This window comes from Klebsiella sp. 141153 (assembly GCF_032601995.1).
Classification (GTDB): domain Bacteria; phylum Pseudomonadota; class Gammaproteobacteria; order Enterobacterales; family Enterobacteriaceae; genus Klebsiella; species Klebsiella aerogenes.
Window position 1 is genome coordinate 52,377 of record NZ_JAQIRJ010000002.1, and the last position, 22,007, is coordinate 74,383.

25 protein-coding genes are annotated in these 22,007 nt (G+C 52.7%); 9 read left to right on the forward strand and 16 right to left on the reverse strand.

Translation table 11 applies throughout. The features are described 5' to 3' along the window. Nucleotides 1-35 precede the first annotated feature (35 nt). On the forward strand, nt 36-1,061 hold the full coding sequence (gene mtnA / locus PGS10_RS03205) for an S-methyl-5-thioribose-1-phosphate isomerase (protein ID WP_316422444.1): 1,026 nt from the start codon (nt 36-38) through the stop codon (nt 1,059-1,061). A gap of 25 nt (nt 1,062-1,086) precedes the next feature. Further along, nucleotides 1,087-1,692: a methylthioribulose 1-phosphate dehydratase gene (locus tag PGS10_RS03210; protein ID WP_047049329.1), complete on the forward strand. Its 606-nt coding sequence runs from the start codon at nt 1,087-1,089 to the stop codon at nt 1,690-1,692. Nucleotides 1,693-1,698: 6 nt separating this feature from the next. Here PGS10_RS03210 and PGS10_RS03215 read toward each other — a convergent pair whose 3' ends face one another. Together PGS10_RS03215 and mtnC are read right to left on the reverse strand one after the other, a co-directional pair. Then, on the reverse strand, nt 1,699-2,241 hold the full coding sequence (locus tag PGS10_RS03215) for a 1,2-dihydroxy-3-keto-5-methylthiopentene dioxygenase (RefSeq protein ID WP_289577275.1): 543 nt from the start codon (nt 2,239-2,241) through the stop codon (nt 1,699-1,701). Further along, complete coding sequence (gene mtnC / locus PGS10_RS03220; protein WP_047049324.1) at nt 2,238-2,927, reverse strand: acireductone synthase; 690 nt, start codon at nt 2,925-2,927, stop codon at nt 2,238-2,240. The genes PGS10_RS03215 and mtnC overlap by 4 nt, the downstream gene beginning before the upstream one ends. A gap of 184 nt (nt 2,928-3,111) precedes the next feature. Between mtnC and PGS10_RS03225 the strand changes: the two genes are divergently transcribed. Beyond that, a complete protein-coding gene (locus PGS10_RS03225; protein WP_165430692.1) occupies nt 3,112-4,257 on the forward strand; it encodes a pyridoxal phosphate-dependent aminotransferase in 1,146 nt (381 codons plus the stop codon). On the opposite strand, the gene PGS10_RS03230 is transcribed toward PGS10_RS03225, so the two are convergent. The 4 genes from PGS10_RS03230 to dsbG form a co-directional block, all read right to left on the reverse strand. After that, nucleotides 4,258-4,884: an IbrB-like domain-containing protein gene (locus PGS10_RS03230; protein ID WP_316422445.1), complete on the reverse strand. Its 627-nt coding sequence runs from the start codon at nt 4,882-4,884 to the stop codon at nt 4,258-4,260. Then, the gene (locus tag PGS10_RS03235; protein ID WP_316422446.1) at nt 4,869-6,092 is read right to left on the reverse strand and encodes a phosphoadenosine phosphosulfate reductase; all 1,224 of its coding nucleotides are present in this window, start codon (nt 6,090-6,092) and stop codon (nt 4,869-4,871) included. The genes PGS10_RS03230 and PGS10_RS03235 overlap by 16 nt, the downstream gene beginning before the upstream one ends. A 151-nt stretch (nt 6,093-6,243) precedes the next feature. Then, nucleotides 6,244-7,146 carry a DNA-binding transcriptional repressor CitR gene (gene citR / locus PGS10_RS03240; RefSeq protein ID WP_047077894.1) on the reverse strand — a complete coding sequence of 301 codons (903 nt, stop codon included), beginning with the start codon at nt 7,144-7,146 and terminating at the stop codon, nt 6,244-6,246. 193 nt (nt 7,147-7,339) lie between these two features. Continuing rightward, nucleotides 7,340-8,092 carry a thiol:disulfide interchange protein DsbG gene (gene dsbG / locus PGS10_RS03245; protein WP_045392937.1) on the reverse strand — a complete coding sequence of 251 codons (753 nt, stop codon included), beginning with the start codon at nt 8,090-8,092 and terminating at the stop codon, nt 7,340-7,342. Between the two features lie 402 nt (nt 8,093-8,494). On the opposite strand from dsbG, the gene ahpC reads away from it, so the two are divergent. Together ahpC and ahpF are read left to right on the forward strand one after the other, a co-directional pair. Continuing rightward, complete coding sequence (gene ahpC, locus PGS10_RS03250; RefSeq protein WP_004859485.1) at nt 8,495-9,058, forward strand: alkyl hydroperoxide reductase subunit C; 564 nt, start codon at nt 8,495-8,497, stop codon at nt 9,056-9,058. Between the two features lie 128 nt (nt 9,059-9,186). Next, nucleotides 9,187-10,752, forward strand: a complete 1,566-nt coding sequence (gene ahpF / locus PGS10_RS03255) for an alkyl hydroperoxide reductase subunit F (RefSeq protein ID WP_045392939.1) — start codon at nt 9,187-9,189, stop codon at nt 10,750-10,752. Between the two features lie 86 nt (nt 10,753-10,838). Here the strand turns inward: ahpF and uspG are convergent, their stop codons facing one another. The 4 genes from uspG to dcuC form a co-directional block, all read right to left on the reverse strand. Next, nucleotides 10,839-11,267: a universal stress protein UspG gene (uspG, locus tag PGS10_RS03260; RefSeq protein ID WP_015367746.1), complete on the reverse strand. Its 429-nt coding sequence runs from the start codon at nt 11,265-11,267 to the stop codon at nt 10,839-10,841. A 188-nt stretch (nt 11,268-11,455) separates the two neighbouring features. Next, nucleotides 11,456-11,866: a nucleoside diphosphate kinase regulator gene (rnk, locus tag PGS10_RS03265; RefSeq protein WP_015367745.1), complete on the reverse strand. Its 411-nt coding sequence runs from the start codon at nt 11,864-11,866 to the stop codon at nt 11,456-11,458. A 180-nt stretch (nt 11,867-12,046) separates the two neighbouring features. Next, on the reverse strand, nt 12,047-12,844 hold the full coding sequence (rna, locus tag PGS10_RS03270; protein ID WP_047049309.1) for a ribonuclease I: 798 nt from the start codon (nt 12,842-12,844) through the stop codon (nt 12,047-12,049). Between the two features lie 93 nt (nt 12,845-12,937). Next, complete coding sequence (dcuC, locus tag PGS10_RS03275; protein ID WP_045392945.1) at nt 12,938-14,311, reverse strand: anaerobic C4-dicarboxylate transporter DcuC; 1,374 nt, start codon at nt 14,309-14,311, stop codon at nt 12,938-12,940. 291 nt (nt 14,312-14,602) lie between these two features. Here dcuC and pagP point away from each other — a divergent pair, with 291 nt between their 5' ends. Both pagP and cspE read left to right on the forward strand, forming a co-directional pair. Next, entirely contained in the window at nt 14,603-15,178 is a 576-nt protein-coding gene (pagP, locus tag PGS10_RS03280; RefSeq protein WP_161799856.1) for a lipid IV(A) palmitoyltransferase PagP, read from the forward strand. Between the two features lie 193 nt (nt 15,179-15,371). Continuing rightward, nucleotides 15,372-15,581: a transcription antiterminator/RNA stability regulator CspE gene (gene cspE / locus PGS10_RS03285; protein WP_012542460.1), complete on the forward strand. Its 210-nt coding sequence runs from the start codon at nt 15,372-15,374 to the stop codon at nt 15,579-15,581. Between the two features lie 57 nt (nt 15,582-15,638). Here cspE and crcB read toward each other — a convergent pair whose 3' ends face one another. After that, nucleotides 15,639-16,022, reverse strand: a complete 384-nt coding sequence (gene crcB, locus PGS10_RS03290) for a fluoride efflux transporter CrcB (protein ID WP_045381622.1) — start codon at nt 16,020-16,022, stop codon at nt 15,639-15,641. A gap of 89 nt (nt 16,023-16,111) precedes the next feature. On the opposite strand from crcB, the gene PGS10_RS03295 reads away from it, so the two are divergent. Continuing rightward, on the forward strand, nt 16,112-16,900 hold the full coding sequence (locus tag PGS10_RS03295) for a deaminated glutathione amidase (protein ID WP_047049305.1): 789 nt from the start codon (nt 16,112-16,114) through the stop codon (nt 16,898-16,900). 138 nt (nt 16,901-17,038) lie between these two features. After that, nucleotides 17,039-17,245 (forward strand): twin-arginine translocase subunit TatE, encoded by a 207-nt coding sequence (tatE, locus tag PGS10_RS03300; protein ID WP_045381457.1) that lies wholly within the window; start codon nt 17,039-17,041, stop codon nt 17,243-17,245. Between the two features lie 211 nt (nt 17,246-17,456). Here the strand turns inward: tatE and lipA are convergent, their stop codons facing one another. The 5 genes from lipA to dacA form a co-directional block, all read right to left on the reverse strand. Then, complete coding sequence (gene lipA, locus PGS10_RS03305) at nt 17,457-18,422, reverse strand: lipoyl synthase (protein WP_015367739.1); 966 nt, start codon at nt 18,420-18,422, stop codon at nt 17,457-17,459. A 181-nt stretch (nt 18,423-18,603) separates the two neighbouring features. Beyond that, the gene (locus PGS10_RS03310) at nt 18,604-19,578 is read right to left on the reverse strand and encodes a YbeF family transcriptional regulator (RefSeq protein ID WP_228339439.1); all 975 of its coding nucleotides are present in this window, start codon (nt 19,576-19,578) and stop codon (nt 18,604-18,606) included. A gap of 104 nt (nt 19,579-19,682) precedes the next feature. Further along, nucleotides 19,683-20,324: a lipoyl(octanoyl) transferase LipB gene (gene lipB / locus PGS10_RS03315; protein WP_047049299.1), complete on the reverse strand. Its 642-nt coding sequence runs from the start codon at nt 20,322-20,324 to the stop codon at nt 19,683-19,685. A 99-nt stretch (nt 20,325-20,423) separates the two neighbouring features. Next, complete coding sequence (gene ybeD, locus PGS10_RS03320) at nt 20,424-20,687, reverse strand: DUF493 family protein YbeD (protein ID WP_015367736.1); 264 nt, start codon at nt 20,685-20,687, stop codon at nt 20,424-20,426. Nucleotides 20,688-20,800: 113 nt separating this feature from the next. Continuing rightward, nucleotides 20,801-22,000, reverse strand: a complete 1,200-nt coding sequence (gene dacA, locus PGS10_RS03325) for a D-alanyl-D-alanine carboxypeptidase DacA (RefSeq protein ID WP_015367735.1) — start codon at nt 21,998-22,000, stop codon at nt 20,801-20,803. Between the last annotated feature and the right edge of the window lie 7 nt (nt 22,001-22,007).

Below are 22,007 nucleotides of genomic sequence, written 5' to 3' on the forward strand. Positions count from 1 at the left end.
AATGTGATACAACAACGCAACAGGGATTTAACGATATGCAGACACTACAGACCACCAGCCTGCGGGTAAGCGAAAATCAGCTTTTTATTCTCGATCAACAGGCATTGCCGCAGGAAAAACGCTGGCTGGCGGCGGATAACGTTGCGCTGCTGGTGGACCATATTCATGCCCTGCGGGTGCGCGGCGCGCCGTTGATCGGTCTTTCCGCCAGCCTGCTGTTGGCGCTGTTAGCCCAGCGCGGTCTTTCCCGCGACGAGCTTGCTCAGGCGCTGGAAACATTGCGTGCGGCGCGGCCGACCGCGGTCAATCTGATGAACAATCTCGATCGGATGAAGCAGGCGCTGGCGCAGGAAAACTATCCGCAGGCGTTGGAGAGCGAAGCGCTGCGCCTGATTGCCGAAGATAAACAGCTGTGCGCCAGTATTGCCGAAGCCGGTAATACATTGGTGACGCCGGGTAGCCGCTTGTTAACCCACTGTAATACCGGCGGTCTGGCGACGGCGGGGGTTGGTACCGCGCTGGGGGTTATCGCCCTGGCTCATGAACAGGGCAAAGTGGCTAACGTCTGGGTCGACGAGACGCGACCGCTGCTGCAGGGCGGGCGACTGACCGCCTGGGAGCTGGGTGAACTGGGCGTGCCGTATCAGCTGATTACCGACTCCATGGCTGCCAGCCTGATGGCGCAGGGGCAGGTTGATGCGGTATGGGTCGGCGCGGATCGGATCGCCGCCAATGGCGACGTGGCGAACAAAATCGGGACCTATTCGCTGGCGGTGCTGGCTCACTATCATCGCATTCCTTTCTACGTGGCGGCGCCGCAAACCACTCTCGATCGCCACTGCCCGAACGGCGCGGCGATCCCGATTGAACAGCGTGCGGCGCAAGAGGTGACCGGCGTAAAAGGCAGCTTTGGCGCGGTGCAGTGGGCGCCAGAAAACGCGCCGGTTTACAATCCGGCCTTTGACGTGACGCCAGCGTCGTTAATCAGCGGTTGGGTGCTGGATAGCGGCGTGGTGACGCCACAGCGGGTGGCGGACGGTATATTTGCGCCGCTGGCGTAACGGTTAACCTCGATAAGGAACAATTATGTGGCAAGAGCGACTCGCACAACTGGTGACCACCTGTCACTGGATTGGCGCGAAAGGGTGGGCGCCGGCAACCGGCGGCAATATGTCAGTACGCGAGGATGCGCGCTGGTGTTGGTTAAGTGAATCGGGGCGCGATAAGGGCAGCCTGACCTGCGACGATTTTCTTCAGGTAGATATCCTAAACAATAATGCGCCGTCGGGGCGGAAACCGTCGGCGGAGACCGGGTTGCATACGCTGGTCTATCGTCTGTTTCCGGAAGCGAACGTCGTGCTGCACGTGCATACCGTGCACGCTACGGTGCTCTCACGCCTTGAAACCGGCAATGCTCTTCAGCTGCAGGGCTATGAAATGCAAAAAACGCTGAGCGGGCAGCATAGCCATCTCGATAGCGTAGCGGTGGCGATTTTTGATAACGATCAGGATATCGAGGCGCTGGCGGCGCGGATTGAAGCGTATGCCCGTAGTCATCCTTTACGTTATGGATTTTTGATCCGCGGCCACGGTTTAACCTGTTGGGGCAGGGATGTTAGCGAGGCGCGGCGTCAGCTGGAAGGGCTCGAATTCCTTTTCGAATGCGAGCTGCTGCGCCGCCGCTATGCGTAAAGGCGATTAGGGTAAGCGCGGGTAGGCATCGGCGATAGCATCGCCGGTGAACTGCGCTATCCAGCCTTCCGGGTTGTCAAAAATGCGAATGGCGGTGAAATTCGGCTCCGACCCCATATCGAACCAGTGTGGGGTATTCGCCGGAACGGAGATCAGATCGTTCTTTTCGCACAGCACCTGAAAAACTTCATCGCTGATATGCAGGCAAAATAGCCCGGCGCCTTCGACAAAGAAGCGCACTTCATCTTCGCCATGGGTATGCTCATTGAGGAATTTTGCCCGCAGCGCCTCTTTCTGCGGATTATCCGCTCGCAGGCTAATGACATCCCAGCTCTGGTAACCCTTTTCAGCGACCAGTTTATCGATCGCGTGTTGATAGGCCGCAATAACGGTTTCAGCGGTTGGCGCTGGGCCCAGGTAGCGATCGGCCTGCCAGCGCTCGAAGCGCACCCCTTTTGCGCTCAATTGCTGCTGGATTTCATCGGCGTTGCTGCTGTGCCAGCGTGGATGGCTGGCGTCGTTAACGGAAAAAATAGTTAATGCGCTCATGAGGGAAGTTGCTCCGGGTCGATGTCGTCAAAACGCTGAACCTGTGGATGATGGCTGGCCGGGTCGCGGTCGCCGCGTACCAGCTGCAGGGTGCGGAAACCTGCCGCTTCGGCGGCGTCCAGCTCCTGATGAATATCTGAGAGGAACAGAATGCGCGCCGGGTTATGCCCCAGTTGCTCAGCGATAGTGCGATAGGATTGAACTTCGCGTTTGGCGCCGACCAGGGTATCGAAATATCCACTGAATAGATGAGTAATATCACCTTCGTCGCTGTAGCCAAATAACAATTTCTGCGCGGCAACCGAGCCTGAGGAATATACATATAAATCAATGCCCATTGCCTTCCATTTCTCCAGCGCCGGGAGAACATCGGGGTAAAGATGGCCGGTAAAATCACCGTTCAGATAGCCCTCGCGCCAGATAATGCCCTGCAGCGCTTTCAGCGCCGTCGATTTACGATCCTCGTCCATGAAGCGGAATAGCGTATCGATAAGCTGGGCGGTGCTGGCTTCGGGGGAGGCAATTTCCGTACGCAGATTGTCGAGAATGGTACTGACCGGCTCGACGTACTGCTGCGCGTTGACAAACGCGGCCAGCCGCTCGCGGGCGTAGGGGAATAAGACGTTATGGACGAAGCGAATGTCGCTGGTTGTGCCTTCAATATCGGTCACGATAGCGCGGATCATGGTATCTCCAGAGTGGATAGTGCGCCGTGCTGCCGGTGGCGTCGGTTTGCCGCCTGCCTGCGGCAAGCGAAATAACGTTAGCATTTAGACGTCTAAGCGTCTTGATTGCCAAATATTAACATCGTGTTATAGTGGCTTCAACAACAGCATTACAATCGGAACAAAGAGAATGAGCAATAAGCCACTGATTCCTGAGAGTAAACTCCCTGCATTAGGCACCACTATTTTTACCCAGATGAGCGCGCTGGCGCAGCAGCATCAGGCCATCAATCTATCACAAGGTTTCCCGGATTTTGACGGTCCGCGTTACCTACAGGAACGGTTGGCCTGGCACGTCGCCCAGGGGGCTAACCAGTACGCTCCGATGACCGGCGTAACGGCGCTGCGCGAAGCCATTGCCGATAAAACCGCTGAGCTGTATGGCTATCGCCCGGATGCGAATAGCGATGTCACCGTCACCGCGGGGGCGACCGAAGCGCTGTATGCGGCGATTACCGCGCTGGTGAGGGCGGGTGATGAAGCGATCTGCTTTGACCCGAGCTACGACAGCTACGCGCCGGCGGTAGAGCTTTCCGGCGGGGTGCTGAAACGGATTGCTCTGCAGCCGCCGCATTTCCGCGTTGACTGGCAGCAGTTTGCCGCCACGTTAAGCGACCGCACCCGTTTGGTCATTCTTAATACGCCGCATAACCCGTCCGCCACCGTCTGGCAGCGGGAAGACTTCGCCGCGCTGTGGCAGGCTATCGCCGGACGGGAAATTTACGTTATCAGCGACGAAGTATACGAGCATATCTGTTTTGCTGAGCAGGGACATGCCAGCGTACTGGCCCATCCGCAGCTGCGGGAGCGGGCTGTGGCGGTTTCTTCTTTCGGTAAAACCTTCCACATGACCGGCTGGAAAGTGGGGTATTGCGTGGCGCCTGCCGCCATCAGCGCCGAGCTGCGTAAAGTGCATCAGTATTTAACCTTTGCCGTTAACACGCCGGCTCAGCTGGCGCTGGCGGATATGCTGCGCGCGCAGCCGGAGCACTACCGCGAGCTGCCAGCGTTTTATCGGCAGCGTCGGGATCTGTTTATCGATGCGCTACGCGATAGCCGGCTGGAGATTTTGCCTTGTGAAGGGACCTACTTCCTGCTGGCCGACTATAGCGCAATCTCTGATCTTGATGACGTCAGCTTCTGTCGCTGGCTGACCACTGAAGTCGGCGTGGCGGCGATCCCGCTGTCGGTATTCTGCGCCGATCCTTTCCCGCATAAGTTGATTCGTCTGTGCTTCGCCAAGCAGCCGGAGACCCTGCTGGCGGCGGCAGACCGTCTGCGTCGGCTGTAGCTATTTTACCGTCCACGCCTGAGAAAATTGACGGTCGCCGAATATCTCGGCCAGACCGTTAATTTGCTTCAGGCGCAGCACTTCATCGGCGTCCATCCCCAGCTCTTTACTGATTTTGCTATTGCTCCAGCCGAGATTGGCCAGCTCGCGGACAATTTCCGACATCGCGTGGATCTGATGGCGTCCGCGGGCCCGGTAGTGGCGGATAGTGGCGGCCATCAGGGCATCGCGCGGGTGGCTGTTCGCCGTCAGACAGGTTACCGGCAAATACCCCTTGAGCTGCTTTTTCAGCGACACTTTATTACTGGCCAGTTCGTGGCGGTGAAAACCGTCAACGATGGTATAACGCTTTGGCTGCTGATGCTGCACTACAATAGGTTGCGTAAAGCCGTTGGCCTCCAGCGAGGTTAGTAACAGCCGCTTTTCCGGTGGTGCAAGATTGTTAGGGTTGTAATCATTGGGAACCACTTCTCCCTCTTTAACCCATAGCACGCAGTCAACCGGCTGGTTGCGAAAAGGACTATGGCGATGCAAAGCCTGGCGAAAGCGGTTTAGTGCGTCGATTTTCTCCTCTTCCGGCAGAGCGGCCAGATACTCTTCTATCTGGGTTATTAGTCGTTGTTGCATAACAGTCCCCATTGTTGGCGTTTTTTACTTATACGCTCACAGTAGTTTTTATAGCGGGTGGCTTTAGTTGGGCTAAAAGAAAGCTGGCGACACCAGTAATCATTATTCAATAACACCTTGCAGACGCGTCGCCACGAAGGGATATCCCGGGTGCCGATGTCGCCCTCCTGGCAATCGGGAATATCGTCCATTCCCTGTTTTTGATACAAATGCAGGTAGACCGCGATTTTGTTGCGATAGTGCTCGGCAGTTGGTCGCGGCATGCTATCCAGCAGAAACAGGGCATAACTCTTCCAGCTGTGGTGCCCGGGTTTATCGAGTTTACGGTGACCATAAAATTTGTTGTCATATCCGGCATAAATACCGCCGCTGTGCACGCCGTTTACGCGCTGGCAAATGGCTGCCCAACGCTCAGGTTCCAGCACGTGATACAGCCAGAGCCCCTGGCGCTGCTCGGGGCCAAAAGGTTCGCAAATCCGCATATAGCGTGGCGGCACCCCGGCCTGATACATCAGATCGTAGAGGGGGTTATAGGTATGGCCGCTTTTGCTAAACCACGTCCAGATATCGGCGGTTTTCCAGTCATAGATCGGATAGATGTACCAGGTATGACCGCCCGGCGCCGAAGTTGTCCATGGCTTGTCGTCGGCAAAGCGCAGTTTGCGCTGCGATGAGATGGTCATAAAACGATTAAGCGATTCATCTGCCCGGATACCCACCATCATCGCCGCCGGGCGGTTTTGCGAAAACCAGTCGGCGAAATCGCGAACGAACTCTTCAAAGCTCATTCCGCTACGATAAAACGGGAAATAGCCGGGATTGGTAATGGCGTCAGCGGGGGGCTGGCGTACCCAGTTGACGCCAGGTTCCCAGCATTGCCACTCCGGCGAAAACTGAGTCAGTGAATTTTGCGTGGTGAGCGGTAGGGCAACCCAATAAAATTTTTCAATAACATCCCGGTATTCGGCGCGGATATTTTCGCAATGCTGGATGGTACAGGAAAATTGCGCCTCCCAATCGATAAACAGCACGCTGAATTTTTTACCCATTTGCCGGGCGCAAAGCGCCGCCAGGTGCAGCATGGTGGTGGAGTCTTTTCCGCCGGAGAAAGAGATGCAGATGCGTGAAAAATTTTCTAATACCCACTGTATCCGCTGCTGGCTAGCCTGAAGAACGGACTCGGGTAATGGAATTTTTATTAATGACATTACCATTAATCCTTTAATGTGATAGGTACGCTTTTTCAGGTAGTGTAGAACACATTAATGGTAAGGTTAATATGAAATAGTAATGTTTTAAGCGAGGTCAATGTAATTCACACAAACATATTCACTTTGTGAATATGTTTGAAATGACAAATTAATTAGCTGCGGTACTTAGCGTAATAAATTCGGCGAATTTGGGGTTGTTCAATGATGAACGATTATAAATCATATAGGTTGTTATGGTAGGAATAGGGTGGGGAAGTGAAAGCTCACGAAAATTAAATGAAGCGCTAAAATAATCTATCGCATGCTTAGGTACAAATCCTAGCAGATCGCTCTGATTGATCATGGTTAAAATAGCTATCAGAGAGTTACTGCGAAACGCAATTCTTCTTTCAGGCATTCGTTCGTCGTTATTCTGTTGAAAGGCCTTTAATTTAGGATCTGAAGAAGCGTAAAGCGTAAATCCCTCACGTGAAATAGCTTCATATGAGTTAAGGTGGTCCGCACGGGGGTGACCTTCGCGGCAAACGAGCACAATCTGTAATTCCAGAAAAGGCTGGCAAATCGTACTATGATTTGACAGTGGGGTAACGCTATAGATTAAGTCTGCTTTACGGTAGGCCAGAAGATCTTCGACGCTTTCTGGCGACAGAAGAAGATCGCGGTGATCGATTTGCAAGTTAGGATCCATATTTAATCTATTTATTAAATCCATTGTTCCTGGTGATATAAGAAGTTGTGGGCTATAAATAACAAATTTTTTACTTAATTCAGAATGATTGGCAATATTAATCGTTTTTTCTAATTGGTTGAGATTCTGTTCCAAATGATGATGTAAATTCACACCAACGGTCGTCGGAGTTATCCCCTTCCCGGAACGGACAAATAGCGGATCGTTTAATTGATTGCGTAACCTTTGTAGCGACTGACTTACTGCAGAAGGCGTAATAAACAGCGTTTCTGCCGCTTTACTGATGCTAAGATGTTGATAAATACACTCAAAAATAACCAACAGGTTTAGGTCGAATTTTTTTAAGTCATAAAGGTTAGCCATGCTTAACGTCCTGTTTATGTTGCGTCGAGGCGAACGGATTACTATTACTTATCGTAATAAATTTGAAGTGATATCGTGAATTATCATTACTATAGCTAAATATACAATTAACCCCTACTTAATGTATACCAAGCGATCGCTTTCCGCCAGATCCTTTTGTGTCCTTAAGCTTCTGGCGGAAATGCGTTATTTTTTACTGCTGCTTTTCACCCATCATCACCTGCAGTTTCTCTTTATCGGGTAATCCCACCACCTGCTGCAGCATGCTGTCTTTATTCATATAGTAAATAGCCGGGGTGGCGTTAGCGCCGAGGTCATCCATCAACTGCTGATTGATATTTAGCGTCCTCATCAAGTCCGCAGGGATATCTGCCGGGACGTTGAGCTTCATTTTGCCGTTGGACTGTTCGTAATCATGCCAGGTTTGCGCCGGGTTTTTGCTTGCCAGAATCGCTGCCGCGGTGGCCGGGCTCTCAGGTTTTATCACGCCGACCAATAAGGTACGCAGTTGCACCTTACCGGATTCAACCCACGGCCGCGCCTGTTGCCAGAACTGTTTACAATAAGGACAGAAAGGGTCGGCAAACACATAAAGGACGATGGGGGCCTCTTTTTTGCCTTCCAGCAGCCAGTTAGCGGACTCGAGTTTTTTCCACATCGCCTGTCCCGCCGGGGTATAGAGCTCTTTCTGGAAAAGCTGTTCGCTCAGATTGTTGCCGTTTTCGTCGTACATGTAGCCGGAAATGGCGTGTTTACCGTCGGGAGTGAGATAAATAGCAACGCCCATATCCTGATACTTCCCGAGCCAGCCTTTGACGCCGCCCGGCGCCTCAAAGGGCTTAATGATAGTAATACCCTGTTTCTCTATTGCTTTTACGGGGGCGGGGAGGTCTTCGGCATAGCTACATAACGGCAGCAGGCTCAGGAAAAGTAGTCGTTTTAACATGAGTATTCCTTTTAAATCAGAAGATAATGCGAAGTAGTGGTCAAACCTATCGCAGTCATAGATAAGACCTGCCGGGCGTTTGGTTGCCCTTTAGTTCGGCGAATGATGTAATCCCTCATGCTGTTACATTAAGGTGTAGAGCGCAACATATTGCCAGCCATTCTGGCGCTGAAGCTACCTGCGGGTATTTCAGGTAACGGGGCCGCCTGAGAGGGCGGCCTTTTTACTTTCAGCGAAATGAGGCGAAAAACGGAGAAAAACCGCGATCGCGAAGGCAGGTTCACAAAGTTGTCTTGTTACGGTTGTTAGATAACGCTTATTGATTTGATAATGCAAACGCATTGGTCGAGTCAGGAAAAATTCGTTAACTTAGACCTCAACAAAAACACGGAGGAAGTATCGATGTCTTTAATTAATACCAAAATCAAACCTTTCAAAAACCAGGCATTCAAAAACGGTGAATTCATCGAAGTTACCGAAAAAGATACTGAAGGCCGCTGGAGCGTCTTCTTCTTCTACCCGGCTGACTTCACTTTCGTTTGCCCGACCGAGCTGGGCGACGTGGCTGACCATTACGAAGAGCTGCAGAAACTGGGCGTAGACGTGTACTCTGTTTCTACCGACACCCACTTCACCCACAAAGCGTGGCACAGCAGCTCTGACACCATCGCTAAAATCAAATACGCGATGATCGGCGACCCGACTGGCGCCCTGACCCGTAACTTCGACAACATGCGTGAAGATGAAGGTCTGGCTGACCGCGCGACCTTCGTCGTTGACCCGCAGGGTATCATCCAGGCAATCGAAGTTACCGCTGAAGGTATCGGCCGTGATGCGTCTGACCTGCTGCGTAAAATCAAGGCTGCTCAGTACGTTGCTTCCCACCCAGGCGAAGTGTGCCCGGCTAAGTGGAAAGAAGGTGAAGCGACCCTGGCTCCTTCTTTAGATCTGGTTGGTAAGATCTAATTCGTTTTATTCCCGCTAATCAACGGGCGTACCCGCGCCCGTTTTATTCCAACACCATGATGCAAGCGCATTCAGGCTGCCTGATAAAGGCCGCTTGCATGATGATGTTTTAAGCCCAGGAGATAAAAATGCTCGACACCAACATGAAAACCCAGCTCAAGGCCTATCTTGAGAAGCTGACCAAACCTGTTGAGCTGATTGCCACGCTGGATGACAGCGCTAAATCGGCAGAGATCAAGGAACTGTTGGCTGAAATCGCTGAACTGTCAGACAAAGTCACCTTTAAAGAAGACAACACGCTGGCGGTACGTAAGCCATCGTTCCTGATTACTAATCCAGGTTCTAACCAGGGGCCGCGTTTCGCAGGTTCTCCTCTGGGACATGAATTCACCTCATTAGTGCTGGCGCTGCTGTGGACCGGCGGTCATCCGTCGAAAGAAGCCCAGTCGCTGCTCGAGCAGATCCGCAATCTTGACGGTGATTTTGAATTTGAGACCTACTACTCGCTCTCTTGCCACAACTGTCCGGACGTGGTGCAGGCGTTGAACCTGATGGCGGTGCTTAACCCACGCATCAAACACACGGCGATTGATGGCGGAACCTTCCAGAATGAAATCACTGAACGCAACGTGATGGGTGTTCCGGCGGTGTTTGTGAATGGTCAGGAATTTGGTCAAGGCCGTATGACGCTGACTGAAATCGTTGCCAAAGTGGATACCGGCGCGGAAAAACGTGCGGCGGAAGAGCTGAACAAACGTGATGCTTATGACGTTTTGATTGTTGGTTCCGGCCCGTCTGGTGCCGCGGCGGCTGTTTACTCCGCGCGTAAAGGCATTCGTACTGGCCTGATGGGCGAACGTTTCGGCGGTCAGGTGCTGGATACCGTAGATATCGAAAACTATATTTCCGTACCGAAAACCGAAGGTCAAAAGTTGGCCGGCGCGCTGAAAGCGCACGTCAGTGAATATGATGTTGATGTGATTGATTCACAAAGCGCGGCAAAACTGATCCCGGCAGCTGTCGAAGGCGGCTTGCATCAGATTGAAACCGCCTCCGGCGCGGTGCTGAAAGCGCGCAGCGTGATCATCGCAACGGGCGCTAAATGGCGTAACATGAACGTCCCGGGTGAAGACCAATACCGGACTAAAGGCGTAACCTACTGCCCGCACTGTGACGGCCCGCTGTTTAAAGGTAAACGCGTGGCGGTGATTGGCGGCGGTAACTCCGGCGTTGAAGCGGCGATCGATCTGGCGGGCGTCGTTGAACACGTAACGCTACTGGAATTCGCACCAGAAATGAAAGCCGACCAGGTGCTGCAGGACAAAGTACGTAGCCTGAAAAATGTCGATATTATTCTCAACGCCCAGACCACCGAAGTGGTTGGCGATGGCAGTAAGGTGACGGGGCTGCAGTACCGCGACCGCGTCAGTGGCGATGAGCATCATGTCGCGTTAGCCGGTATTTTTGTCCAGATCGGTTTGTTGCCGAATACCAACTGGCTGGAAGGTACGGTTGAGCGTAACCGCATGGGTGAAATCATCATTGATGCCAAATGTGAAACCAACGTGAAAGGCGTGTTTGCGGCCGGCGACTGTACTACCGTGCCGTACAAACAAATTATTATCGCCACTGGCGAAGGCGCGAAAGCTTCTTTGAGCTCATTCGATTATCTGATTCGCACCAAAACCGCATAATCATAAAAAGTTGTAAGACATTCCCTGCACACAGCAAAGAGGCGACCTTGTGGTCGCCTCTTTTTTTTGCTTATTTCACCGTTCCGTTATCTCACGACCATTACCGGAATATGCGCATGACGGATGACGCTTGAGGCGTTTGAACCCAGCAAATGGGTGCTGATCGACGGATTGCGTGAGCCAATCACCACTACGTCAGCTTTTATTTCATTGGCCAGTTCATTAACCATATCGCGGACATTGCCGAAACGCACATGGCTCTTAATACGAGAGGGGTCGATGCTAAAATGGCCGACCATGGTCTGTAAGCGGGTCTCCGCTTCATGCTGCAGATGCTCTTCAAAGCGGCGCAGATCGGCAGTAAAACGGCTCATGGTGAAACTCGATGAACCGGGTAACACGTGAAGCAAATGAATAATGCCGTCCTGTTGGGCGAGAAACTCTGCATGGCGGACAGCCTTGTCGCTCAGCTCCATTTCAAAGACATCAACCGGCATAATGATAGTTTTATACATATGCATTTCTCCTTGTTTGTCTGTTTCTATATCAACATATTATACAAGGATAATGTGGCATTCAGGTCGCAAAACTGTATGCCCCGTCACGGGATGAGGTAAAAATTTGTCATAGCGGGAGGGAAACAGAAAGAGGATGGCGAGGCATCCTCTGAATAAAGCGTCAAACGCCTCAGGCAGCGGGAAACTTAGCGATGGAATTCGCCTGCGGCTTCCGGCTGGTACAACAATTCCAGTACTTCCAGGTGTGCCGATGCGCCACCGGGTAACTCCCAGTGAATGGAGGTGCCGACTTTCAGCCCAAGCAGCGCCGCGCCAACCGGCGCCAGAACGGAAAGCTGAGTGGCGCTATCGGTCGCCTGAGCCGGGAAGACCAGGGTCCGCACGCGCTCTTCACCGCTGGTTAAATCGCGGAAGCGGACTTTGCTGTTCATGCTCACGACATCGTGCGGCATCGCTTCCGGCGCCAACATTTGCGCGCGATCCAGTTCGTCGTTCAGGGCATCGGCGACCGGCGAATTCGCGTAAGCCGGTTGCTCAAGCAGTCTATCGATACGTTCAGCATCGAATTCATTAATAATGATTGCGGGTCTGGTCATTGCATACTCCATGTTATCCAGGAACCTTTTCCGTAAAAGAAAACCCTCGCCGAAAGGGGCAAGGGTTAATGTCCCTTCATCATACTGAGACTTGCCTGATGTTTGAAGTGATTAAGCGCACATTCAGCGCATCGTGAGCAAAAGCAGATGAAGTGGACGATAAGATGGCTGGTCCTGCTATCAAGAACCCACTTTATCCAGCACAAACTGCTTCCCACAGTTGCCCGGATGCGGCTGAGGCAGGAACGAATCTGCGCCCAACGGGGCATTGATAGCGCCAGCTTTAATGGAAATTTGCATTTCCGTTAAATAAGCCGGGTTGCCGTCGCAGGTTAATTTAAAGGCTTTGACGTTTTGCGCGCCATACGCTTTGGCGACGGCGGCATCAAAATCGCTACGGCTAACGGTTTGTCCGTAGTGCTTCGCCAGGAAATCACCGATTGCGCTTTGCTTCACTTCGCCATTCAGGCGCACCATCGTGCCGAAGTAGTTATCCGGATCGAAGCCGAAACAGACGCCATGCTTGGCATACTCATAGCGTTCCAGACAAGAGTTCCCGCCGGAACCCGGCATCACGCTGTTCAGCTTATTCGCCATTTCCAGCGACAGCCCGGTTTCCGCCGCCTGGCATTTACGCCCGGCTTTGACTTCCGGCATATTGGGGATAGGGCGCGTCGCGCAGCCATAGCGCATCCAGCGGCGCTCGTCGACGCCGCGCGAGGCGATCGACTTCGGCAGGCCCGGCCACAGGCCATGTACCGTCAGAAAATCGGCTTTATTACGTTCGTCCTGCTGTAGCCGACACTCCTCAGGCTCATTACGGTTACTATCCAGCATGCTTTGACAAAAACCGGTTTGCCAGGACAGTGCCAGCACGTAACGATCGAAATCACCGTATTTCGTCGCGGTAAGCGGTTCTGCGCCAACCTGCGTTGCGCCGAGTAAAAGGGCAATGGCGACGACATCCTTCCTGAACATTTTTATTCCTGATAGTGGGAGATGATTAATTGCTGGGATTTATTAAAGCATAAAAAAGGCGCCTGCTGGCGCCTTTTCAGTGTGGTTTGTGGTTTATTGAATCGCGGCGCCGGGGACCAGAATCTCGGTGGCGATGATCACCACCAACAGACCGACGATAACGGGAACCGAGGTGCGTTTAACGACTTCGAACGGAGAAATCTTCGCCATTCCCGCCACCGCGACCACCACGCCGGAAACCGGTGAAATAGTGCGGCCCAGATTCGACGCCTGCAGCATAGGGATCGACAGGTAGGCCGGGTTGATGCCGGAAGAGTGGGCAAGTTTCGGGATCATCTCAACGAAGGCGTAAAACGGCGCGTTGCCGGAACCGGTGGTCATCGCTGCCAGCATGGTCAGGATCACCAGCACCAGCATCAGAATGATACTGGCGGAACCGAACGAGGTGGCTATGGAGATAAGACCGTCGATAAAACCGATAGTGCTCAGCCCCTGGGCAAATACGCCCGCCGCGACCAATAGCATGACGACGCTGGCGAAGGCGTCAGCCATGCCGCGATAGGCGGCCTCCAGCCCGGCGAAGACCTTTTTTGTATCGAAACTGCGCAGAAATTCCAGTATCGAAGCCAGTACCATACAGAGCACCAGAATAGTGATGATGTGTAGCTCTGGCCCCCATTTGCCGTCAAAAATCAGCACCCCGATAATTGGCGTGAAAGGCAAAATGGCGTACAGCGCCGGGGCGGTGGTGGTTATCTCATTGACATCGAGCATCTCGTGTGAGGCGTTCTCTTTTTTATCGAGGTAGCGCTGCCAGAAGAAGTGAGCGATAGCCATACAGACGATAGCGGCAATCGAGATAGGTAAAGTGGTTTTGAAAGCGAAATCTATCAGCGGCATTTCGGCAGCTTTGGCGGCCAGCACGACGTCACCGGAGGTCGGCGACAGGATCAACGCGGCAGGGGAGGCGCAAATCGCCGCCGCGGCGCCGCGGCTAATGCCGACGTTGACCATTACCGGGAACAGCGTCGCCATCAGCAGCACGCCGAGGCCGGTCGCCGAGGAGACCGCCAGCGACATCAGACAGGCGAGGAAGTAGGCGGCAATCATCAACAGATAAGGCGAGTTAATATATCGCAGCGGTTTAGAGGCCAGTTTAACCACCATATCGTTAGCGCCGATATGGGTCATGTAGGTGGCGAAACCGCAGAGCATCATTATCATCATGCCGAGGTCGCCGCCGCGGCTCATGAGCAGTATTTTAATATACTCAAAGATATCGGTCGCGGTATAACCCGTGCTGGCGGCGCTAGCCGGGAGAACCTTATGCCCCATGATGGCGCTGGCGATAAGCAAGATTAAACCGCCGACAAACAGCACGCCTGTCGCAGAATAGCCTTTTATAATGTAGCGGGCGACGCCCACAATAACCACGACCCCGATAAGGATCTCAACAAGCGTAAGCATACTTTACCCCTAAGCCATTAACCCAAAGAATCTGCTGATATCTAAAGCACTACAAAAATTAAGTGAGGGAATGTGCCCAAAAAACGGGCAGAACTTGCTGACCCAAATCAATAAAATACTGAGAATTGACTAATCGGAACCCGTGGCGCGGCTAACATCACAAAAGTCGTCTACCAGAGTGAAGTTTTTGCCACGGCGCAATTCAGGATTTTACCTTATTCCGTTAACAGTCTATTAAGATTACATTTGTTACTTTACTTCGTTTTTAAAATTGAAATCGGTAATAGAGAAGTGTTGAAACTACGCCAATTTGCATTGTTTATTGTCGCGCTGTCCGGCCTGTTGCTGTCGTCCGGCTATGCTAACGCTTCGTTCTCGTCAACGATCCGTGATGGCTACAATACGCTGACGGACAATGTCGCACAAACCTGGAACGAGCCTGAGCACTACGATCTGTACGTTCCGGCGATCACCTGGCACGCCCGCTTTGCCTATGACAAAGAGAAAACCGACAAGTATAACGAACGTCCATGGGGCGCGGGTTTTGGCATGTCGCGTTGGGACGATAAAGGTAACTGGCACGGCCTGTATCTGATGGCGTTTAAAGATTCCTTTAATAAGTGGGAGCCGATTGGCGGCTATGGCTGGGAGAAAACCTGGCGTCCGCTAGCCGATGACAACTTCCACCTTGGCCTTGGTTACACCCTTGGCGTAACGGCGCGCGACAACTGGAACTATATCCCGATCCCGGTGGTGCTGCCCCTGGCCTCGATTGGCTACGGTCCGGCGACGTTCCAGATGACCTACATCCCCGGGACTTATAACAACGGCAACGTTTATTTTGCCTGGGCGCGCATACAGTTTTAATCGTTATAACGTAGTGACAAAAGTGATAAGTTCTTTGTCTTGTTGAAAAACAATGACTAACGTAACTGTCGGCTATAAAGATAGAGACTTTTATCACTTTTTAAGAAAGTTACGCTGGACAAAAGGCATCACAATTGATGTACTGGTATCCGACACAGCATTAGTGTCGTTTTTTAATTTAAAGGTAATTTTGATGTCTAAGATTAAAGGTAACGTTAAGTGGTTTAATGAGTCCAAAGGATTCGGTTTCATTACTCCGGAAGATGGCAGCAAAGATGTATTCGTACACTTCTCTGCAATCCAGTCCAACGGTTTCAAAACTCTGGCTGAAGGTCAGCGCGTAGAGTTCGAAATCACTAACGGTGCCAAAGGCCCTTCTGCTGCAAACGTAATGGCTATCTAACCAACACGTCAGTAGAATATAAAAACCCGCTCATAGCGGGTTTTTTTTTGCCTGACGTTAACGGGCGGCTGACTGTGAAAACAGCCAGAATGCCGTCGCGGTCATGGCGAAAGAACCAAGTAGGTTGACGAGAACGTTTAGCAACGCCCAGCTGAAACGTCCCTGCTGGAGCAGAAACACGACCTCCGCGGAAAAGGTGGAGAAGGTCGTCAGGCCACCGCAGAAGCCGGTGGTAATAAGCAGTTTCCACATCGGATCAACATGCGTCAGGCGATTGAACCACGCCAACCCGGCGCCGATTATAAATGCGCCCAGCAGGTTAGCGACTAGCGTGCCAATGGGAATTGCATGATGCATTGGGTTAAATTTCATGCCCAGCCACCAGCGCAACACGCTGCCGGTTCCGCCGCCAACAAAAACGGCTAAAAGGAGTTGTAACACGGTCATTTCCTGCTATTTGGTTAGGTAGAGGGTCGAGTGTAGCGCGACAAAGGCGTTTTTGGCTATGGATTCGCAAGTGGGAGAAAGAGATGCGGGTAGCAGCAGGGCAATTCGCCGTCACGGCGCAGTGGCAAACTAATGCGCAGATCTGCGTTGAGCTGATGCGTCAGGCGGCAGACTGCGGCGCTTCGTTACTGGTCTTGCCTGAGGCGTTACTGGCGCGGGCCGATAACGATCCGGATATGTCGGTAAAATCAGCGCAGGCGCTGGACGGCGGTTTCATGCAGCAACTGCTGGCCGAAAGCCGGCGTAATGACTTAACCACGATATTAACGCTGCACGTGCCCTCTGCTGAAGGGCGCGCGAGCAATACGCTGGTGGCGATATGCCGAGGGGCAATTTGCGCACAATACCAGAAGCTCCATTTGTACGATGCGTTTAATATGCAGGAGTCACGGCTGGTGGATGCCGGTGAGCAAATCCCTCCTTTAATAGAGGTAAATGGGATGCGAATCGGCTTAATGACCTGCTACGATTTACGCTTTCCCGAATTAGCGCTATCGTTAGCGTTACAGGGGGCCGATGTCCTGGTGCTGCCGACCGCCTGGGTTCGCGGGCCTATGAAGGAACATCACTGGGCGACGCTGCTGGCGGCAAGGGCGCTGGATACTACCTGCTATATTATTGCGGCAGGCGAGTGCGGAACGCGTAATATCGGCCAGAGCCGGATTATCGATCCGCTCGGTACCACTATTGCTGGCGCCGCCGCTCAACCGCAGCTGATTTTTGCTGAGATATCCGCAGATTATATTCGTCAGGTGCGTGAGAGTTTGCCGGTGCTGCGTAATCGCAGATTTGCGCCACCGCAATTATTGTGACGTTTTTTTAAACAAGGCTTGATTCACCTTGTTACAGATTGCTATTGTGTCGGCGCGTCAAATAGCCGTTAATTGTATGCGTATATGTGTATGATGGCGTATTCGCAGCTTGAGCTTGTATAGAGAAGAAGGTTAGCTATGGGTGAGATTAGTATTACCAAACTGCTGGTAGTCGCAGCGCTGATTATTTTAGTGTTTGGTACCAAAAAATTACGCACGCTGGGTGGAGACCTGGGTTCGGCTATCAAAGGCTTCAAGAAAGCCATGAATGATGACGATGACAGTGCCAAAAAGACCAGCGCTGAGGAAGAAGCGCCGGCACAGAAACTCTCTCATAAAGAGTAATTAATCACGGGCTCCCGATGAACGGGGGCGCGTCGCGGCCGGGTGTGAAGCTCTGGCGGCAAAGAGGCGGCAGCGTATTCGTTGTCGCCTTTTTTATTGCCGGTACTCTGGCGATGAAAAGATGAAACGAAGTGTGACAACGGGAAGTTGGAAGTTGGGGGGAACTGGAGAAATCAGGCCGCCGCGAACGACGGCCAGAGAAAGGCAGAGGTTATTTTACTTCCATACCTTTTGCCTGCAGATCGGCATGATAGGAAGAGCGGACGAACGGGCCGCAGGCGGCATGGGTAAAGCCCATCGCCATGGCTTCAGCTTTCATCTCTTCAAACTCTTCCGGGCTGACGTAGCGCTGTACCGGCAGGTGGTGGCGGCTCGGCTGCAGATACTGACCCAGCGTCAACATGGTAACGCCATGACGGCGCAGATCGCGCATCACTTCGATGATCTCTTCATTGGTTTCGCCAAGACCGACCATCAGACCCGATTTGGTCGGGATTTCCGGATGCGCTTCTTTAAAGCGCTCCAGTAGCTTCAGCGACCAGTTATAATCTGCGCCCGGACGTACCTGACGATACAGGCGCGGTACGTTTTCCAGGTTGTGGTTAAACACATCCGGCGGCGTCACTTTCAGGATATCCAGCGCGCGATCCATACGACCACGGAAATCCGGTACCAGCGTTTCAATTTTGATATTCGGGCTCTTCTCGCGGATAGCGCTGATGCAGTCGGCGAAATGCTGCGCGCCGCCGTCACGAAGATCGTCGCGGTCAACGGAAGTCACCACCACATAGCGCAGCCCCATATCGGCGATGGTTTGCGCCAGTTTTTGCGGCTCGTTGGCATCAGGCGTCACCGGACGACCGTGGGCCACATCGCAGAATGGGCAACGGCGAGTACAGATAGCGCCGAGGATCATAAAGGTCGCGGTGCCGTGGTTGAAGCACTCGGCAAGGTTCGGGCAAGAGGCTTCTTCGCACACGGAGTGCAGGCCATTCTTACGCATCGCTGCCTTGATCCCCTGAATACGGGACGAGTCAGCCGGAAGTTTGATTTTCATCCATTCCGGTTTTCTGAGCAGAGCTTCACGCTCAGTTGCCACGTTTTTCACCGGGATAAGGGCCATTTTATCGGCGTCGCGGTACTTAACACCGCGTTCCATCACAATGGGTTTACTCATAGCGTGCGTGTTCCAGTTGCGAGTCACGAAGGAAAGCGAATTAATTCAATCAAATGTTGTATTTATCAACTATTTTTGAACTAAGGACAGGCAGTATATCATTGATACGGGGTTGAAAGCAGCCTGGTTGCCCGGCAAATTGTAAAATAGTTGTTGTTTTATCCTTTTCCCTCGCGTGCGGTTAGCGGGAATAAGTTTGCAGAATAGTGTCGATAATCTCTTTCAGTAACGGCTCCTGGGCGCTTTGCCGGTTGTAATGTAGCGAGAAATCAATGCGCTGGTCTTGTAACGGCGGGAAAGGCATCGCCTGTAGAGGCCAGATCTTCGCCACCAGCGCGAACATACTCTCAGGCGTCAGCCCCAGCAAATCGCTATTATTCATCATCGCCGCCTGAGTCAACAGGTTATAGCTGCTAAAACCGCACCTCCGTTCCCCGATGAATTCATCAAGTTGCCGATGCAGGGCAGGGTAGCGCTGTCCTTCCGGCAGCAGCAGCGCAAACTCAAACTGCTGTAGATTTTCCCGCGTCAGCGGAAGAGGCAAAATTGGGTGATTTTCGCGGCAAAACATAACAACCGGCTCGGAAAACAGCACCTGATGCGCAATGGCCAGCCCGCTATGGTTATAGGTATCGATTAGCAAATCAACCTGCCGCTGGTTGAGCTGGCTGGCGGCATCGGTAATCGCAATATTGTGCAGCAATACTTGAGGAAACCGCGCTTTTAACGCGTTGGCGATGGTTGGCATCACCAATGCGCCGATGGTCGGCGCGGTAGCGATGGTGAGCACGCGCTGCTGCTGCGAGCTGCTGCCCAAATCCAGCGCATTGAGAAAGGCTTCCATCCCCTGGCTGATATATTGATGCAGGTGAGTCGCAAAAGCCGTCGGCGTCACCCCCTGTCCTTTTCGAATAAAGAGAGGGTCGGGGAACAGAGCCCGTAGTTTATTGATCGACTGGCTAATGGCCGAAGGCGTGATATTGAGCACCTTCGCCGCATTGACGATGCCTTTATGGACGTACACGGCTTCGAAGATAGTTAACAGATTAAGATCGATATTACGCAGAATACGAAAGATCTGCCGATCTTCTGGCTGTTCGTTGTTTTCCAATGGGGGATGATTGTCGGCCACTCGCGGATCCGGTCGTTGGGTCATAGGCTTATTATAGCGGGCGATGATGTGGCGTTGCGTGACAATTGATTGCAAATATGAAGTATTAATAAGGAGTTGCGCTCTGAAGGTTCAGAGCGCGGTGCGCATCAAGCGGCGACATATTCATGCGGTGGGTTGTTCAGCAGCGCCAGCAGGTTGGCGACCAGCCGCGGCGCGACGTTTTCTGTAGCGGCCTGCGGCTGCCACTGGCGCATTTGCGTCATCTCCATGCCGGCATAGCCACACGGATTAATACGCAGGAACGGCGTCAAATCCATTGCCACATTCAGCGCCAGCCCGTGGAAAGAACAACCTTTACGAATACGCAGTCCCAGCGAGCAGATTTTCTGTTCACCAACGTAAACTCCCGGCGCATCGGCGCGAGGATGAGATTCAATCTGATACTCCGCCAGCGTATTGACCACGGTCTGCTCCAGCAGCGTCACTAATTCGCGCACGCCGAGTTTACGCCGTTTAAGATTCAGCAAGACATACATCACCTGTTGGCCTGGCCCGTGATAGGTCACCTGGCCGCCGCGGTCGCTCTGAATGACCGGGATATCACCGGGTACCAGTACGTGTTCGGCTTTGCCGGCCTGACCCTGAGTAAACACCGGGTGATGTTCTACCAGCCAGATTTCATCCAGCGTCGTGTCGTCACGACTGTCGGTAAATTCATGCATTGCCTGCGAGATGGGTTCGTAAGGTTGCAGGCCGAGTTGTCGAATAAGAATGGTATTGTGCTGCAAAACAACGTCTCCGCCGAGAGGGATGACTTAAGTGGGGAGAGTATATCACAGCGAAAGAAGGAGAATTACCCGGCGCTTGAGGCCGGGTAAGGCGAGGGATTACAGCACCATCCGCACGATTTCGATATTGCCCAACTCTTCGTACAGGGCTTCGACCTGTTCGATGTGGGTGGCGTTAATGGTGATGGAGACCGAGTGGTAGTTACCTTTGCTGCTCGGTTTTACTGACGGAGAGTAATCACCAGGCGCATGGCGCTGTACCACTTCCACCACCTGATCAACCAGCTCAGGCAACGCCTGCCCCATTACTTTGTAAGTAAATGGCGTAGGGAATTCAAGCAGTTCGTTAAGTTTGGTTTTCATGTCAGCTCCGGTGTGACGACTAAAATAATAACTCCCACGTGATGTGGGAGTTATCAGGTTTCTTTGATGAATAGTATATGGGGATAGAAATCACACTTTCAAGTGTTCAATTTTTAACCAAACCAGTGATGGAACATTAACTTAATGTAATCAATGATTTTGCCGAAGAAATTCCCTTCCGGAATTTCCTGCAGCACCACTAACGGACGCTGATCGATAGTTTTGCCATCCAGCTGGAAGTTAATGGTACCGACCACCTGGTTTTTCTGCAGCGGCGCGTGCAGTTCGGTGTTGTTCAGTACATAGCTGGCTTTCAGGTCTTTCATGCGCCCGCGCGGGATAGTCAGATAGACGTCTTTATCTACGCCCAGAGAAGCGCGATCGCTATCGCCGAACCAGGCCGGTTCAGAGGCGAACTCTTTACCTGCTTTAATGGGGTTCACGGTTTCGAAGAAGCGGAAGCCCCAGGTCAGCAGTTTCTTGCTTTCGGACTCACGACCTTTGTAAGTACGCCCGCCCATCACCGCGGAGATCAGGCGCATCTGGCCTTCGGTAGCGGAGGCAACCAGGTTGTAGCCGGCTTTGTCGGTATGGCCGGTTTTAATGCCGTCGACGTTGAGGCTGTTATCCCACAGCAGGCCGTTACGATTCAGCTGGCGAATACCGTTAAAGGTGAACTCTTTCTCACGGTAGATGGAATACTCATTCGGTACGTCGCGGATCAGCGCCTGGCCGATCAGCGCCATGTCACGCGCGGAACTGTACTGGCCGTCGGCGTCCAGGCCGTGAACGGTCTGGAAATGGGTATTTTTCAGGCCCAACGCGTTTACGTAGTTGTTCATCAGGCTGACAAATGCGTCCTGGCTGCCGGCGACGTAGTCGGCCATCGCCACGCAGGCATCGTTACCGGATTGCAGGTTGATGCCGCGGATCAACTGCGAAACCGGCACCTGCATGCCCGGCTTCAGGAACATCAGGGAAGAACCTTTAAACACCGGGTTACCGGTTGCCCACGCGTCGTTACCCACGGTGACCAGATCGGATTCTTTGAATTTGCCCGCCTTCATGGCCTGGCCTATGACATAGCTGGTCATCATTTTGGTCAGGCTCGCCGGATCGCGGCGGGCGTCGGCGTTGTTTTCCGCCAGCACTTTACCTGAGTTGTAATCGATAAGAACCCAGGATTCAGCATCGATCTGCGGAGCGCCTGGGATCATGGTTTTCATATTCAGGTCATCGGCGCGGGCAGCGGTAGACAGTGCCGCAACGGAGAGGGCCGTAACGAGTAAACGAGCGGTGAAAGAGGTCTTCATGGTTAGA